The organism is Haloferula chungangensis, from assembly GCF_042664875.1.
GTDB classification, from domain to species: domain Bacteria; phylum Verrucomicrobiota; class Verrucomicrobiia; order Verrucomicrobiales; family Akkermansiaceae; genus Haloferula; species Haloferula chungangensis.
This window is the reverse complement of sequence record NZ_JBHTBS010000003.1, coordinates 378,647-393,069: the sequence shown is the minus strand read 5'-3', so window position 1 is coordinate 393,069 and position 14,423 is coordinate 378,647. Positions and strand designations below refer to the sequence as shown.

At 58.1% G+C, this 14,423-nt stretch carries 13 protein-coding genes and 1 tRNA gene; 5 read left to right on the top strand and 9 right to left on the bottom strand.

Going from position 1 to position 14,423, the window contains the following annotated elements; translation table 11 throughout:
- Positions 1-45 precede the first annotated feature (45 nt).
- Both ACFQY0_RS08315 and ACFQY0_RS08310 read left to right on the top strand, forming a co-directional pair.
- Positions 46-1,587: an AsmA family protein gene (locus ACFQY0_RS08315; RefSeq protein ID WP_379711259.1), complete on the top strand. Its 1,542-nt coding sequence runs from the start codon at positions 46-48 to the stop codon at positions 1,585-1,587.
- A gap of 411 nt (positions 1,588-1,998) precedes the next feature.
- Positions 1,999-2,073: transfer RNA gene (locus ACFQY0_RS08310), tRNA-Asn, on the top strand.
- Between the two features lie 131 nt (positions 2,074-2,204).
- Here ACFQY0_RS08310 and ACFQY0_RS08305 read toward each other — a convergent pair.
- Complete coding sequence (locus ACFQY0_RS08305; RefSeq protein ID WP_379711258.1) at positions 2,205-4,646, bottom strand: DUF6288 domain-containing protein; 2,442 nt, start codon at positions 4,644-4,646, stop codon at positions 2,205-2,207.
- A 139-nt stretch (positions 4,647-4,785) separates the two neighbouring features.
- Here ACFQY0_RS08305 and ACFQY0_RS08300 point away from each other — a divergent pair, with 139 nt between their 5' ends.
- A complete protein-coding gene (locus ACFQY0_RS08300) occupies positions 4,786-5,157 on the top strand; it encodes a hypothetical protein (RefSeq protein WP_379711257.1) in 372 nt (123 codons plus the stop codon).
- Between the two features lie 383 nt (positions 5,158-5,540).
- Here the strand turns inward: ACFQY0_RS08300 and hisH are convergent, their stop codons facing one another.
- The 4 genes from hisH to ACFQY0_RS08280 all read right to left on the bottom strand — a co-directional run bounded on the left by hisH (position 5,541) and on the right by ACFQY0_RS08280 (position 10,065).
- Complete coding sequence (gene hisH, locus ACFQY0_RS08295) at positions 5,541-6,149, bottom strand: imidazole glycerol phosphate synthase subunit HisH (RefSeq protein ID WP_379711255.1); 609 nt, start codon at positions 6,147-6,149, stop codon at positions 5,541-5,543.
- Between the two features lie 7 nt (positions 6,150-6,156).
- The gene (gene hisB / locus ACFQY0_RS08290; RefSeq protein WP_379711253.1) at positions 6,157-6,747 is read right to left on the bottom strand and encodes an imidazoleglycerol-phosphate dehydratase HisB; all 591 of its coding nucleotides are present in this window, start codon (positions 6,745-6,747) and stop codon (positions 6,157-6,159) included.
- 115 nt (positions 6,748-6,862) lie between these two features.
- Positions 6,863-7,897 carry a PTPDL family protein gene (locus ACFQY0_RS08285; RefSeq protein WP_379711251.1) on the bottom strand — a complete coding sequence of 345 codons (1,035 nt, stop codon included), beginning with the start codon at positions 7,895-7,897 and terminating at the stop codon, positions 6,863-6,865.
- 35 nt (positions 7,898-7,932) lie between these two features.
- Entirely contained in the window at positions 7,933-10,065 is a 2,133-nt protein-coding gene (locus tag ACFQY0_RS08280; RefSeq protein WP_379711249.1) for a DUF255 domain-containing protein, read from the bottom strand.
- A 119-nt stretch (positions 10,066-10,184) separates the two neighbouring features.
- Between ACFQY0_RS08280 and ACFQY0_RS08275 the strand changes: the two genes are divergently transcribed.
- The gene (locus tag ACFQY0_RS08275) at positions 10,185-10,973 is read left to right on the top strand and encodes a ParA family protein (RefSeq protein ID WP_379711248.1); all 789 of its coding nucleotides are present in this window, start codon (positions 10,185-10,187) and stop codon (positions 10,971-10,973) included.
- A gap of 2 nt (positions 10,974-10,975) precedes the next feature.
- On the top strand, positions 10,976-11,752 hold the full coding sequence (locus tag ACFQY0_RS08270; protein WP_379711246.1) for a hypothetical protein: 777 nt from the start codon (positions 10,976-10,978) through the stop codon (positions 11,750-11,752).
- On the opposite strand, the gene ACFQY0_RS08265 is transcribed toward ACFQY0_RS08270, so the two are convergent.
- The 4 genes from ACFQY0_RS08265 to ACFQY0_RS08250 are packed head-to-tail and all read right to left on the bottom strand — an operon-like array spanning position 11,753 to position 14,413.
- On the bottom strand, positions 11,753-12,559 hold the full coding sequence (locus tag ACFQY0_RS08265; protein WP_379711244.1) for a hypothetical protein: 807 nt from the start codon (positions 12,557-12,559) through the stop codon (positions 11,753-11,755).
- Positions 12,556-13,797, bottom strand: a complete 1,242-nt coding sequence (locus ACFQY0_RS08260) for a thymidine phosphorylase (RefSeq protein WP_379711242.1) — start codon at positions 13,795-13,797, stop codon at positions 12,556-12,558. The genes ACFQY0_RS08265 and ACFQY0_RS08260 overlap by 4 nt, the downstream gene beginning before the upstream one ends.
- The gene (locus ACFQY0_RS08255) at positions 13,794-14,186 is read right to left on the bottom strand and encodes a type II toxin-antitoxin system death-on-curing family toxin (protein ID WP_379711240.1); all 393 of its coding nucleotides are present in this window, start codon (positions 14,184-14,186) and stop codon (positions 13,794-13,796) included. The genes ACFQY0_RS08260 and ACFQY0_RS08255 overlap by 4 nt, the downstream gene beginning before the upstream one ends.
- 5 nt (positions 14,187-14,191) lie before the next feature.
- Positions 14,192-14,413, bottom strand: a complete 222-nt coding sequence (locus tag ACFQY0_RS08250) for an AbrB/MazE/SpoVT family DNA-binding domain-containing protein (RefSeq protein WP_379711239.1) — start codon at positions 14,411-14,413, stop codon at positions 14,192-14,194.
- Positions 14,414-14,423 lie beyond the last annotated feature (10 nt).

Genomic DNA, 14,423 nt, shown 5'->3' with positions numbered 1-14,423 from the left:
TTGCCCTTGCACGGCTCGATTTTCGAGCCCATTCCTTTTGCGCTGATGTCAGATTCCGACCAGGAGAAATATTCAATCGATGAGATGATGGACCGCCTTCGCACGCGTGGCGAGGGGAGTTCCAATGGCGAACCCCAGCTTGTGACCCGTGAAGACGGGACGCAGGTGATGAAGGTAAGAAAGCGGAAACGCCGGTCGCGCCAACCTCACAAGGAAGCTGAAGCGAAGCAGCGCAAGCGCAGTTTGGTGATGGCGGCTCTTGTCACGGTGATGGTTATTGCTCTGGGAATCGGTGCCTTGGCCTGGGTCTTTTATCTGAACAGCAAGGGATACCGCGAAGGGATTGAAGCGAAGATTGCCGAATGGACCGGTGCGGAGGTGAAGACCAAGCAATTTCGCTCGACTCCTGTGAGTGTGGGTGCCGGCAGCATCGAGCTCAGCTGGCCCGAGGATCAGCCGGCGGCCCGGTTGACGCTTCACGGGATCCAGGGCGACGTGAAGCTCTCGAGTTATTTCGGCGACGAACTCCGTGGTCAGCAAATCTCGGCAGCCAACGGAGGTGAACTCGTTCTCCGTGCAGCCGCACCCAAGATCGAAGACAAGGCCGGTCTTCCTGCGGGTCCATGCCCGTTCGACTTCTCCTATCGATCCAAGAAGTTCAATGTGAAGTTTGGCGAAGGTCAGGCGCCGGCAATGATGCTCAGCGGTTCGGAGGCCTCGTTCCAGGTTCCCGATGCCAATCGTGCGATGGGCAACCTCGTGCTGCAGGGAGGAAAGACGCGCATCATGGATTGGGGTTCCTTTGATTTGGAATTCGCATCGCTGACGCTTTCCAGTGAGGGAGTCAAAGTAGGGAACATCGAGCTGGCTCCTGAGGGGGCACCCGATGCCGAGGTCCGCCTGCGTGGTGATCAGTTGCCTCCGATTCTCACCAGGGGAGGGGAGAGCGAATTGCGTTTCCAACTCACGGAAATGCCCTCATTGGCGCTGTTCGGTAGTGGCTTGGGTCGGATCATCGACGCGAAGTTTGAGACTCCCGATCACGAAGTGAACACCGGAAGGGTTTTCTTCGACGTAACGAAGCCGGACAGCTTGCGCATTGATGCTCCGATTCACGCCACGCTTTCCTCCATTCTCACCTTGCACAACCTTGAGTTTTTCAACGTGCTGTCCCTTGAAGTGGGGAATGATCGACTGGCACAGGCACGGTTTGAGTCTGAAGCTCGTGCCCATTTCAAACGCAGCCCCAGTGAGACAAAGCTCGAACAAATCTCATTTGTCTCGCAGAGCTTGATTCGTATCGAAGGATCACTGTCCGAGAAAAAGGGCGGCGCACTGGATGGGGTCCTGGACGTCGGCTTGCCGGATTCGACAGTGCTGGGCACCGCCTCGCGGGCGCTCCCGGAAGTCTTCAACCGCCGCAGCAACGGCCATCACTGGGCGCGCATCAAGATTTCTGGAACCACCGCCAAACCGGCTGATGACTTGGCCGAGCAATTGCGAAGTGCCCTGCGGGGAACCTCGCCTGCCAGCGGAGGATCGAGCGGTTTGGAAGACGAGTTCCGCGACCTCACGACGCCTCGGTAATCCAGCGCCGAGTGTGGAGCGCTTTTTGAACCAGCCTCTCTCTGAAAACCGTAGCGACCTCATCGAGTGAGGAAGCAACGTTCTTTCCTGGTCCGTCAGGATTTCTCGGACCGGGTGCGTCCAGACGCAGAACCATGGTGTCGAATCACTGGCTTCCTCACGGGTCACCTTCGCGAACCCTGGTCAAGCATGAGCCTGACTGCGTTTCAGCTCCATCAGGAGATTGGGCCGCATGAAATCATCTGAAGGAAGGGATCCGACGGCTCGATTGACAGCGATGGGAGCTGGTTCCCGGGACCTCCTCGAAAAAATTTGGGAAATGTCGAACAAACGAGGCATTTTTCACTTGCCTCCACCCCGGTGTAGAATCCATCTTCCGCCCGCCTCGCAAGGGGCGATTCAAAATATCAATCCGGTGTAGCTCAGCGGTAGAGCGGGTGGCTGTTAACCACTAGGTCGTAGGTTCGAACCCTACCGCCGGAGCCATTTTAAAAGCCTAACCATCAAGGGGTTAGGCTTTCTTGTTTTTGGGGTTGGGGGTCAGTGTGAACACCCATTGTAGACAGTTCCGCGTTTCTTGAGACGGAAGATGCCAGTTCGCAGTGGTATGAAAACGCCTATCCGGGGAGATCCTGAAGCTTTGGGGACTCGGTGGCGGCTTCGACTTGCTTGATTGTGCTCCGAAGCAATTCAAGGTTCTTGTCGGGTTTCTTGCCCTTGCTTCTTTCAACCAGGAGCTCTTCAAGCCTGCGGAGTTCGGGGAGTTGGGATTGCGCTTCTTTTCCGTAAAGGAGGAGCGCTTTCAGGCAGGGGGCGAATCGTCTTCCCTGGCCCCACCGGTCGGGCTCGATTAGGGCGACCGTTAAGGGCAGTCCTTCTTTGATGTGGTGCTTTGCAAGGTAGTTCATGCCATTCAGGCGGATTAGATCGCCGAACATGATGCCGCTCGGTGCTTGATGGGCCACGGCTTCGTAGATGGCTGGCAGAAGTGGTTCAATTTCCTTGTAGCTGAGATTGTCGAAGATGCTGGAAACCGCACCGCGTGCCCGGCCGTCCTGATTGCTCAGGATGGAGGTGACGGCTTCCTTCAAGTCCTTTTGATCCACCCCATCAAGGGATCTGGATAGCAGTCCCGCGCTTCTTCCGCTCATCGGCTTCTGGAAAAGGATGAAGGCGAGGTAGCGTTGGGTCATGCCACGGGGATCGTCAGCGATGTCGCGTGAAGCGAGCCGCAGCAGATCGGGAATCGCTGCTCTGCCTGCGGGGCCGATCGAGGCAAGTGCTTCGGCGGCTTGAATGCGCAGCCACATGTCATCTTCCGAAAGCATCTTTCGCAGAAGCTTTGCGGCGGGGGCTCCTCTCTGGCCGGATCTCTTCAGGCCGGCACAGGCACCGAGTCTTGAGTTCATGTCGTCGGATTCCAACAACTCGATCAGCCGGGGGACGATGTTGGCTTGGCGCGAGGCAAGCTCGGCAGCGCAGCGTTCCCTGAGGGTCGGTGACCAGCTGGAGAGACCAGCCATCAGGGACTCGACGTCGTATCGCGAGTAGCGCTCCGTTCCGTGCTGCTGACTCCAGTCCTTTCCGGCTGCGATGACCATGGCGGCTTCACTTTGATCCGCTGGAGGAATGCAGCTCGGCTTTTTGCCGGTCAGGCGGAGTGACTTCAGCGGTAGGGCATAGCTGAGGAGATAGGCACCCGTGCTGTCCCAGCCGGCGTAGGCGTGGTTCTTCTTATTCATGCCCGGCTCTCCCTGATAGAGGAAGGTGCCGTCGTGGCGGCGCGCGAAATCAAAGTACCAGCCGAATTCCTCGATCCAGGCTCCGGTGGCATGGGGACCGAGGCGGGATACGCCGGGAAGCGCCCAAAGGATGTTGAGGAAGTTGCCGGTGTGGCCGCCGTCGCGTTCGCCGTTGTGTGAGGCGGTGGCCATTCGGGAAAAGAATGCGGTGCCATGCGGATCACCCATGAGGTCGAACATGACGGCTGCGGCGCTGCCTTTTCCGTTGTCATCGTGGGTCTTCGTCCAGGGCTCGTGATCCCCGTAAGGGATGGCTCCCTTACCGATGTAGAAGGAGAGCAGAAGGTCGCTGTTTTCAATCGCTCGGTCGATGGCGGGGTCGGAAACGCCGGCCTCGCGGGCGAGGACGAGTGACATGGTTAGACTCAGTGCCGGTGCGTTCATGGCGCCGTAACCCATGAGAATGCCATCGACCTTTCGAGCAAAGGTGTGGCCCCAGGTGCCGACTTTGCTTTGACCATGGGCGATTTCCAGACTCATGCGTTTCATTCCGGGAACGACGGATGGGTCGCCGGTTGCGAGCACGTATTCCGCCAGGAAGAGATTGGCATAGCCGTAGTACCACGATTGGAATCCTCTCAACTCGGTGATCCTGTAGTTGGCGGCCCACTGGGCTTCTTCCCTGATAAGGTCGCGGTATTTCCGATCACCGCTGGCGAGAAGCGCCATGGCGTTGAGTGAACGAGTGATCGGGTTGCCGCGGTTTTTCTTCGCCCGCATTTGCTCGGCCAGTGCCTCGCAGCCATTCTCAAAAATGGCTTTGGATTTCGGGCAATCGTAGGGGGCGGTCGCGGAATAGCTTCCGAGGACCGGCAACTCGATGGTGACTGATTCTTCTTTTCCGTCCCGCCAGCGGAGCAATGTGAGGTCGCCGGTTCCTGCCTCGGCAGTGGTAATGGCTTTTCCGAAGGCGACCCGGGCGTCGCTATCGAAAGGTTTGGAGGATACCCCGAGAATCACGTCTCCCACTTTCAGGGCCTCTGAGGCCGGTGAGTTCCTGGCCACGGCCGTGATCAAAATCTGGCGAGCGTCGCAGGTGTCCAGGTTCCCTGCGTGGATCCATCCGCGTGCGCCCGTTGGACCCAGAGTCCAGTCGTGGTTCTCATCGCAATGTCCTCCCGCAGTGAGATCGGGAACCTTGGGCGCAGGTCCGGAATTTCCCCCCGCAGCCAGGAGAACGGGCCCGAAGTTGAGAAGCAGGGATCCGATAAGGGTGAGGAGACGGGAGAGGCTCAGTGTCATTGGAATGGTGGTCACGGTTGGGTTTGGCGGATCGGGTGCCGATTTCGCATCGGAGTGCTGAGCTTACGTGGCATCCCTCCTCAGCCTGTCGCTCAGGAGAACACGAGTGAAGTCGCGAAGATTGTGGCATTCCGGTGAGTGGAATCGATGGGAAATGTTCCCATTGCAAGGTCCGGCAGAAGAGGCATGGTGGCGAGGTATGCCGGAAACGATCGAAGCGGAAGTCATCGAGATCGATGGTGTCGTGCCGCCAAAAGGACCCCAGAACGGAACGGAGAGAAGCGCCGGTCCGCATTCGGCGTGGTCTCGTGAAGGGATGCGCGGACGGGTGATCAATCTCGATCGGAGATGGTGGCCGCTGTGGGTGGTGCTCGGAATTGTGGCCGTCGTCCTGGCGGCGACCGTGGGTCTGCTGCTGGGGGTTTGCTATCTTGTCTTCTCGGTCATCCGGATGATTCTTCGCGGTTTGTTCGGAGGGCTTTCAGATGGGGGAGCGGGCTCCGGCGCTTTGAGAAAAGGGGGTTGAACGACTTTCTCCCAAGTTATTCACATCATCTCCCTAACGTTCTTCACCACCCCTTTTCTGCTCGCCATTGGCGGCTTTTTGATCCCCAGAGGTGGGGGGTCTCTCCTCATTTCCCAAATGTGAATAACATGGGAAGATCCTCGAATAAGGTTTTTGGTGGAGTGCAAGTCGCTGACGTTGAGCGAGTGGAGTCGCTTGTTCGCGGCTTATTCACAGAGCCTGGTGTGAATAAGTGTGAATATTTTCCCAAGCCCTGAATCCTGGGGTCCCAGGAGGATGAATCGCCGCAAGGTGCTTGTTTCAGCCCATTTAGGGCAGGCGACGGCGACTGTGCATATCCTCCAATGGGAGTTATTCACATCCTGCTCGCATTCGGTCCCAGCCTAGCGCAGGAAGTTCTCAAGCAGCCGAAGCCCTGCTTTCTGGCTCTTCTCTGGGTGGAACTGGGTGGCGAGCAGCTTGCCGCGACGAATGGCGCTGGCGAAGCTGAGTCCTTCATAGTCGGTGCGCATGGCAACCAGTGACTGATCCTGAGGCTCTGGGTAGTAGGAGTGGACGAAGTAGAAAAATGGGGAAGCTCCGAGGCCGTCCCACTCGGAGTCGGACTCGTTGGTGGCGACGGCGGCGTTCCAGCCCATGTGAGGAATTTTCCGGCCATCTTCCGGGAAGCGGCAGACGTTGCCCTTGAAAACTCCGAGACCGGCGATGCCGGGGCTTTCCTCTCCGGACTCAAAGAGCAGTTGGTAGCCGACGCAGATGCCGAAAAACGGCTTGTCCTCAGAGATCCATTTCCGGATCGGCTCATCGAGGCCGCGGCGGGTAAGTTCTTCCATGCTGTCGCCGAAGGCACCGACGCCGGGAAGAATCACGTGAGTGAGGCCATCAAAGCCGTCGGGTGTGGAAAACACGCGAGGCTCGATGCCGAGGCTTTGGACGGCGTTGGCGACGCTGCGGAGGTTTCCGGCGCCGTAGTCGATGATTCCCACTTTCATGGCGGACTCAGAGCGCTTCTTTCGTGCTTGGGATCCCTTTCACGCGGGCATCCTTTTCACAAGCTTCGCGCAAGGCGCGGGCCAGGCCTTTGAAAATGGCTTCGGCGATGTGGTGTCCATCGCGACCATAGAGCAGCTCGACATGGACGTTGGCACGCAGGTTCGAGGCAAGGGCACGGCAGAATTCCTCCACCAGGGTGAAGGGCAGATTGGGCGCCGAAGGGGTGTTGGCTGGAGCGCGGAACTCAAGGTGCGGCCTATTGCTCAAATCGACCACAACGCGGACCAGCGTCTCATCCATCGGCAGGTAGCAGCAACCGTATCGACGGATCCCATGCTTGTTGCCGAGGGCCTCGCGCATGGTATCGCCGATGACAATGCCGGTATCTTCGACGGTGTGATGAAAATCGACTTCAAGATCGCCGTCGGCTTCGAGTTCGAGGTCGAACAGCCCGTGCCTGGAAAACAGGGTGAGCATGTGATCGAAGAAGGGGATGCCCGTGGCGATCTTCGAGCTGCCATCGCCGTCGAGGTCGATGGCGAGTTCGATACGGGTTTCGGCGGTGGAGCGACTACGCTTTGCGGTCCGGCGTTGCATGCGGCTGCATTGACGGCGGATGAAGCGCCGCTGTCAACGCAGGGAACGTGCTTTCTCGGGTGAAAGGGTGAGGGGGCCAGCCGGGGGAGCGGACCATCCCGCGGAGATCGACCTGCTATTCCGGAATTTTCGCCTCGAGAATGGTGATGTATTCCGCCGGCAGTCGGGCGCTGCGGGCGGCGGAGATAGCGGTGGAGGCAGCCTGACGGTCGGTTCCGCCAGAGCTCAGGACGGACCAGGCGTCATTCCATGCCTTGTCTCCATCGGGGAGCTTTGAAGGGTCAAGCTTGTCGAGCTTGGAGAGTTCCATTTCAAGAAGTCGCTTGGTTTCCATCATCGGACCTTTGTGATTGGGGTCGAGGGACGGCCACTTGACGTTCTCTTCCTTTTCCTTCGCGACTTTTGCGAGGTAGGCGGCATTCTGTTCTTCAATGGCTCTTTTGGTCCGGTCGCGATCGCGCTCGTCGATTCGCGCGAGCCCTGCTTCTCGGTCCTTCATACGTTGGTCATAGGAATCGAGGCTTTTCTCGATCGCCCTGAGGTGGGTCAGCATCAATTTCCGGGCGTACTCACGGGCATCAAGGTAGGCTTTGCTCGAGCCGTACTTGGATTCGAGTTCCGTCCAAGCGCGCAACGCCTGAGTAGTATCGGGAGCATTGACGACTTTGGCGGCGGCAATCCGGGCATCGAGGGGATAGGCATGAGCGGCGCGGTCACTGGCCTGAACCATCTTTCCCTCAAACTTCAATCCGCCTTCAGCGATCACTTCCCGTTCCGCGTCGAGCGTTTTGAGGAGAGCATCCGCGTCCTTGAGGAGACGGGATTGAGGAAACTCCTTCATGAAATTTTCGACCTTTGCTGTTTGCTGGTCGTACTGTTCGAGAGTGAGAAGATCAGGTGTCGGCACCAGGGATTTGATTTCCTCAAATGCCAGCAGGTCTTTTTTCTCGGCAACGATTTCAAGGATGTCCTTTTTGGGAATCTTCCTCTCGTCACGGATCGTTTTGGTGACCTGGACTTTGACCACGTAGTGATCGTCTTTTTCAGTGACGACTTCGCCGGTGAGCTCGGAGCCATCGCGCATGCGGATGGTATCGGCATGGGCCATGCATGTCAGAATCGGAAGAAGGAGAAGGGAAATGGGTTTCATGTTCTGCTCGGAAGATCGACGAAAATTTATTTTTGTCACGGTTTCTGAATGAGATTCTTGATGTCTTCGGCGGTGTTGGCACTGATTTCAGTGTCATTCTGAAGAGTAATCGTCACGCCATCAGAGCCCTCCCGGCGACGCACAAAGAGTTGCAGGGGAAGCGTGCGGACGGCGTCAACCAGCTCTTGAGGAGATTCACGGCCGAGTTTGACCGTAAGGTGGTTCCACTCGTGGGCGGTCGCAATCAAGGAGTCGGTGAAGATAATCGGGAAATTGTCGATCGGTGGCAGAGAGTTCAGCCATGCCGAGAGGCTAGGGGGTGTTTGGAATCCGAGTGCAAGCAAGCGCTGAAGGTTGAGCCGCAACTGGCCGGCGGTCGAATCGTCGAAAACCATCATGCGGTCTTCATAATCAATCTCGACGACTTGTGAGACCTGGCGAACTTCGAGGAGGCGACCTTCTTTGGTGACGAAATTCTCGGCGAGCAGGGTGGTGAGGTCTTGCGCCCACAGGTACCAATCGTCTTCGAGGGTGATGGCACCGAGATCGAGCCCTGCCTGGATGGCGATGGCATAGCTGAAGGCGCGCCCGTCGCTCGCGCCCTCGGGCTCACCATCGGGGCGTTCGTTGAGGAATCGGTTTTTGAGGAAATGCTTGCGCGACGCTTCACCGAGTTTGACGGCTTTCTCGAGGTAGCTGGCATCACCAGTCGCTGTGTAGAGCGAGGCATAGGCCGAGACCATCCTGAAGCTGGCGAGTGCCGAGGGGCTGTGATCGGGGGCTGGCCGAGGGGCGCGGCTTTCCCGCGATTTCCTCAGTTTTTTCCGACCTGATTCGATCAGCGATTTCACCTCGGCGAGATCAAATCCGGTCACTTTTGCAACCTCTTCGGGCGGGACCGCAGCGGCCAGGGAATTCAGACGGAAATAGTTCCGGTTGGGGTCGGCTTCCGAGGGCAGATTGCCGATGTCATTGAGGGCTGAGTAGGTTTTCCAAACCTTGAACTCATCGTCACTCAGGACGGATGAGACTTGGTCAACGGTCCAGAGCCAGCTCTTGGTTTCCATGGAGTCAGGTTTCTCGCTGAGGGAGAAGAGTCCATTGGGAGTCTGGTAGTACGTCTCGGCAAAGCGGATGGCTCCGACTGCGGCTTCCAGCGTTCCAGGGTAGCCGTCGAGTTGGTGCATGCGTGCAAAGATGCGGGCGGCCCGGGCTTGGGTGGAGCAATCCCGGCGGCCCATGACGAGATTCCAGGTCGACCCTCGACGTGCCGGGTGGACGCCGCCATCGAGGGGGTCGACCATGGCGCTGCTTAAGAGCGTCTGGATGAAGCTATCGAGAGTTTCGCCGAACTTCTGTCGCTGGGATGGAGGGAGGGATTCGTCGTAGCGAGCGAGTGCGAGGGTGTCGAACACACCGAGAGGAAAAAGCCCGCCGGAGCCCGCCAGGGAGGTGAGGTCTTCATCGTAAAAGCTTTCGAGTCTCCTCATCGCCGCCTCGTAGCGTCGCTGACGTTCTTCCATTTCCGGCACTTCCTTGTCGGGATCGGGAAGGCTGTCTCTGCGCAGATCGGCTTTGAGTGCGCTGTCGTTCGTAACGTAGTCGGGGTCATCGGACCAGAGGCGGCTGATGACCTCGATGCTGTTGTCAAAGAAGGCCAGGGTTTCGCGATCGCTTTTGTATTGGATAGGATGCCAGGTCACCGGGTTTCCCTCGGGCGAGAGGAGTATGAGAAAAGGGAAGGAAACCGAGGCCTTTGCTTCCGAGCTGAGGTTGTAGGCGAGTAGGCCGGTCTCTCTTGTTAGATCGATGTCGGTAAGAACGGGCACAAAGTTCCGATTGATCCGTTCGACCATGGTCGGATTCCGATCGAGGGCTTCCAGCGTTTCGAAGCAGCCATTGTAGCGGGCGGTTCCGATCAGGACCAGAACCATCCGTTGAGAGCGTTTGGCAAAATCGAGGACTTCCGGGCTCCATGGTTGCCAGTTGATTTTGGAATCCGCTGCGCTCGCCAGGAATGCGCTGGGCTCTTCACCGAGGCGGTTCTCCTGGATCTCGGGAACGACTTCCGGGGGAATTCGGTTTTGATCCTCGGAGGTGGATTTGGATTTGCAACAGATGAGCGATATCGAAATGGCGGCCGCAAAGATCGGGGAGGTGAATTTCATGGAACAGGGGAATGGCGGGGAGGCTGGAAACGTCTCTCCTGAGACAGCGTGCAGAAAAGACTTTCGCCCCTACAAGCTCAAGCTACGCTGCGGCAGCGATTTCCTTAAGTAGATAAAGCGTGATCAGCATAGCGGTTTCCAGTCAAAAAGGAGGGGTGGGTAAAACCACCGTCTCAATTAACCTCGCCCATGCCTTTGCACGTGCGGGTCTCAAAACCTTGTTGGTGGACGCCGATCCTCAGGGTTCGGTTGGCTTGTCGCTGACTCGTCAATCGCGCTTGCTTTCAGGATTTTATGACTATCTGGCGGATCCGGGAATCCCCTTTGAAAAGCTCCTTGTTCCCACGAGACTGGAGACCTTTTCACTGGTGGCCAGCGGTCAGGCGAGCGACTACGAGGTGGGCGGAGCGCCTACCGGAGCGCACCTTCCTCGTGTCAGAAGTTTTCTGCGTGCGGTCGAGGCCAGGGACTTCGATGTCTGTCTGATTGATACGCCAGCGGGGCTTTTCGGGCTGACGGCTGACGTCATTTGCTCCTGCGAGGCGGTTCTGGTTCCCCAACAGGCTGAACCTTTGGGGATCCGTTCGATGCCCAAGATGCTCGAAGGACTGAACCGACTGCGGGTGATTCACCCGAGGATGACGGTTCTCGGGGTGCTCTTGACGATGGTTCAGGAAGGGATGGCGGAGAGTCGCGAATCGGTGGAGGCCCTGCGCGGACTTCTTCCCGAGGCATTGGTGCTGCGGACGACGGTGCCAAGAGATCCCCTTTTCTTAAAGGCAAGTGCGCGTGGCCTTCCTGTTGGAGTCATGGAGGAAGGTGGCGCTGCTCTGGCGGTGTTCGACTCGCTGCGGGCTGAGATCGAAGCGAAATTGAGAATTCCGGGCAGGCAATCCCAGATCGACTGACCATGGACCCGGTCGAGCCATGGATCGATGGAAATGCTGTCCGCCGGCTGGCGGCTGAGTTGCTGTCGGCTCCGAAAGAAGCGGAGATCTCTGAGAGCCCGGATGCTGGCTTTGGTCCGGGATTTGAAGGTTTCACCTCGAACGCCGCTGAAGCACCGGTCGAGCCCGCTGCGCCGGTCGTCACGCCACCTCCGCTGCCCGCTACGGCGGTGAGGCCGGAACGGGTCGAGGTGCCTAAAGAGAAGGCGCCGGAAAAGAAAGCCCTTCAAGAGAACGCTCCGTCTCCCGCTCCGGAATCAACTGAACCTGAAGGGGCGGAAGCCTCGCAAGGGGAGCCTGAGGAGAGACGGGAGCGGGAAAATTCCGCAGCGCAGGCATTTCGCATCGAATCCGGGACCCGCGACGATCGAGAGGGTGAGGGAAGGCGAGGTCCGCTCATGGATCGGATGGAGCGTTTCCGCGATTGGCTGATTCATCATACCGGCGCACGCTCGGTCTTCGTGTTGGATCGCGAAGGGCAAGCGGTGCTCGATGATCGCGCTTATGCCAAACTTCACTTTCTGGCCCGCAGTCTTTCGCAGGCCTACCGTCCGGTCCCCGGGCAGCCGGGAAATGTCCACGTCAAGGTCGGCTCGGATGCCTTTCTGGTAGTGATTCCAGTCGAAACCGCCATTGGATATCTCGTCCTCGGAACCGTCCTTCCGAAGCCGCTGGATGCTTCTTCCGTGGAAATCGTGGCGAAGGTGCTGGTGGATTCCGCCCGACAGGGAGGCGCTTGATCAGTCCTTGCCGTCAGCCCCGTAAAGGTCGGCATTGGATGCCTGGAACTCGGCTTTCAAGCGCACCTTCAAGGTGGAGAGGTCGACGATTTTTGTTTCACCGAATGTCCATTCACCGCTTTCGCCATCGTGACCGATGCCGACTAACAGATGGACGGCGTGGTCGTTGATCTTGAGCGTCTGGTTCTTCGGCTCGAAGTAGAAGCTGCGGAAACTGCTTTTCCACGAGCTATCTTCGACGAGCTTCGGATCGAGGTAGAAGACGTCTCCGCTTGATTCATCGACGACTTTCAAGTCCGGGTAGCCACTGCGCTGCCGCTCGCCTTCGCGGGTCGATGGGATCTCGCAGCTCAGTCCGGCGGTGGCGTTGATTTTTTCTAACAAAGCTTCTTCAAAGAAGCGGGATCCTTCGTTGATGCGGCGCAGTTCACGGACCGGTGAGTCGGGCTGGCTGAGTTCGGCGGTGGATTCCACGAGCGCTTTTTCGATGGCGGCGATGACGCGCTGATGGGATTCGCGCTCCGGATCGAGCGGGATGACTTTTCGGTCGGATGTGGCGAGAACGATGGTCGGGAATGAGAAGCTCCGATCGCTGAGGTCTTCGTCGAGCAGCTGACGGACGAGTTGGGCATCGGTTCGTTCGCGGCTGTTTTCAGTGATCTGCTGGAGTTCCTGCTCGGCATGAATCAAACGTCTGCTGGCCGGGGTCTTCGCCGGGCGTGTGAAGCTCCACGCGAGCAGTGCGGCGAAGCCACAGAGAATGATCATGCCGATGATCCTGCCGGCTTTGGAGGGGGAGTGACTCATGGCTCGATCTTGAATGCCTTGTCGAGCAGGGCTTCAGCCATGTCAAAGTCGATCATGTTCTCGGCATGAATTCGGCACAGCGGCCTGCCCTGGTGGACGCTTTCACCGCACTTGACGATCTGATCGAAGCCGACGGCAAAGTTCACGGCATCGGTGGCACGGGCACGGCCGGCGCCGAGTTGAAGGGCCGCCTGACCGACGAGTCCGGCATCGACCGCAACGATCGTGCCGGTATCGGGTGAGGGATACTCGCGGATGACGGGGGCTTTGTGGATCTCGGCGAGTCGAGGCAGGTCGTCAGGATTCGCTCCGTGCGCTCTAACAATCTCGTCGAACTTCTTTCGAGCGGTGCCGTCGTTGAGCAAGGCTTCGAGTTCGTTGCGGGATGCCGGGCTGATTTTTTCCGCGAGGTCGAGGACGAGTCTTCTCAAATCCTCGGGACCGCCGCCTTCGAGGCATTCGATCGACTCGATGACTTCGAGCGCATTTCCGACGGAGCGGCCGAGCGGTTCGTGCATCGGGTTGAGTATCGCATGGACTTCAACTCCCATCTCCTTGCCCACCGCAATCATCGAGTCCGCGAGCTTCTGCGCATCCTTCTCGGTTTTCATGAAGGCACCGCTGCCGAACTTCACGTCGAGTACGAGTTTGTCGAGCGACTCGGCGAGCTTCTTCGACATGATCGATGCGGTGATCAAGGGGATGGAGGGGACGGTGCCGCTGACGTCGCGGAGGGAGTAGAGCTTCTTGTCGGCCGGGCAGAATCGCTCGGTCTGGCCCATCATCACCACGCCAATGTCGGCGAGTTGTTTCTCCGCGTCTGCCAGCGAGATGTTGACCTTGAAACCGGGAATTGATTCGAGCTTGTCGAGCGTGCCGCCGGTAATGCCGAGACCACGACCGGAAACCATCGGCACCCACACTCCGGTGCAGGCGACGAGCGGGGCAAGTGGCAGGGAGACCTTGTCGCCGATGCCGCCGGTCGAATGCTTGTCGACAACGGGTGGGTGGCCTTGTGGGTGTTCGAACACATCACCGCTATCGAGCATCGCCTGGGTGAGCGCTGCGGTTTCTCCGGCATTCATGCCTTTGAAAAAGACGGCCATCGCGAAGGCGGACATCTGGTAGTCGGGAACTTCTCCGCAGACATATCCATCAATCAGCGCGCGGATCTCTGAAGCAGGCAGATGCTCGCCATCACGCTTGCGGCCGATGAGGGTGGGGATGTGGAGGTTCATGCGATGGGACTTGTGTTATCGCTCAGCCATTGGGCGAACTCGTCTTCACTTCGTTCTCCCGACGCGAGTTGCAACATTGAGAGATAACGTTCTGTTTTTGATGCAGATAAGGTGAATCCGTTTCTTAGCAAAAACAGCCGATAGACGACGAATGCCGTCCGTTTGTTGCCGTCGACGAAAGGGTGATTTTTGGCGATGCCAGACGCATAAGCAGCAGCCAACTGGAAGAGAGTGGAGGTGGGTTCGTCGTGAAGCCTCTGTTGTGGCTTAGCGATTGCCGAAGCGAGAAGCTCAAACTCCCTTACGGCGGAATCGCCTCCATGTTCGGCGACTTGCCGAGCGTGAAGGGCGAGGGCGACTTTCACGCTGATCCAGTGGGGCTCGGCCATGGAAATTATTGGGCGAGTTTCCGGAGTACGTCTCGATCTTCCCGCATGATCTGTTCAGCGAGTTCCATTTGGAGCGAGAACTCCTCGTCATACGGCGTCAGTTCGATTCCATTGGGAGTCTCTGTGACGAAAAGTTGATCGCCCTTTCCTACTCGAAGCTTCTCGAGAAGCTCCTTGGGAAGGATGATCCCCGCCGAATTGCCGATGTTTGTAATCTTCAAGGTCATGAGATTACGT

What these genes read in the sequence shown, in the direction of transcription:
- ACFQY0_RS08315 (WP_379711259.1), top strand. Translation starts at nt 46, where the DNA reads ATGTCAGATTCCGACCAGGAGAAATATTCAATCGATGAGATGATGGAC.
- ACFQY0_RS08300 (WP_379711257.1), top strand. Translation starts at nt 4,786, where the DNA reads ATGTTCCCATTGCAAGGTCCGGCAGAAGAGGCATGGTGGCGAGGTATG.
- hisH (WP_379711255.1), bottom strand. Translation starts at nt 6,149, where the DNA reads ATGAAAGTGGGAATCATCGACTACGGCGCCGGAAACCTCCGCAGCGTC.
- hisB (WP_379711253.1), bottom strand. Translation starts at nt 6,747, where the DNA reads ATGCAACGCCGGACCGCAAAGCGTAGTCGCTCCACCGCCGAAACCCGT.
- ACFQY0_RS08285 (WP_379711251.1), bottom strand. Translation starts at nt 7,897, where the DNA reads ATGAAACCCATTTCCCTTCTCCTTCTTCCGATTCTGACATGCATGGCC.
- ACFQY0_RS08280 (WP_379711249.1), bottom strand. Translation starts at nt 10,065, where the DNA reads ATGAAATTCACCTCCCCGATCTTTGCGGCCGCCATTTCGATATCGCTC.
- ACFQY0_RS08270 (WP_379711246.1), top strand. Translation starts at nt 10,976, where the DNA reads ATGGACCCGGTCGAGCCATGGATCGATGGAAATGCTGTCCGCCGGCTG.
- ACFQY0_RS08265 (WP_379711244.1), bottom strand. Translation starts at nt 12,559, where the DNA reads ATGAGTCACTCCCCCTCCAAAGCCGGCAGGATCATCGGCATGATCATT.
- ACFQY0_RS08260 (WP_379711242.1), bottom strand. Translation starts at nt 13,797, where the DNA reads ATGAACCTCCACATCCCCACCCTCATCGGCCGCAAGCGTGATGGCGAG.
- ACFQY0_RS08255 (WP_379711240.1), bottom strand. Translation starts at nt 14,186, where the DNA reads ATGGCCGAGCCCCACTGGATCAGCGTGAAAGTCGCCCTCGCCCTTCAC.
- ACFQY0_RS08250 (WP_379711239.1), bottom strand. Translation starts at nt 14,413, where the DNA reads ATGACCTTGAAGATTACAAACATCGGCAATTCGGCGGGGATCATCCTT.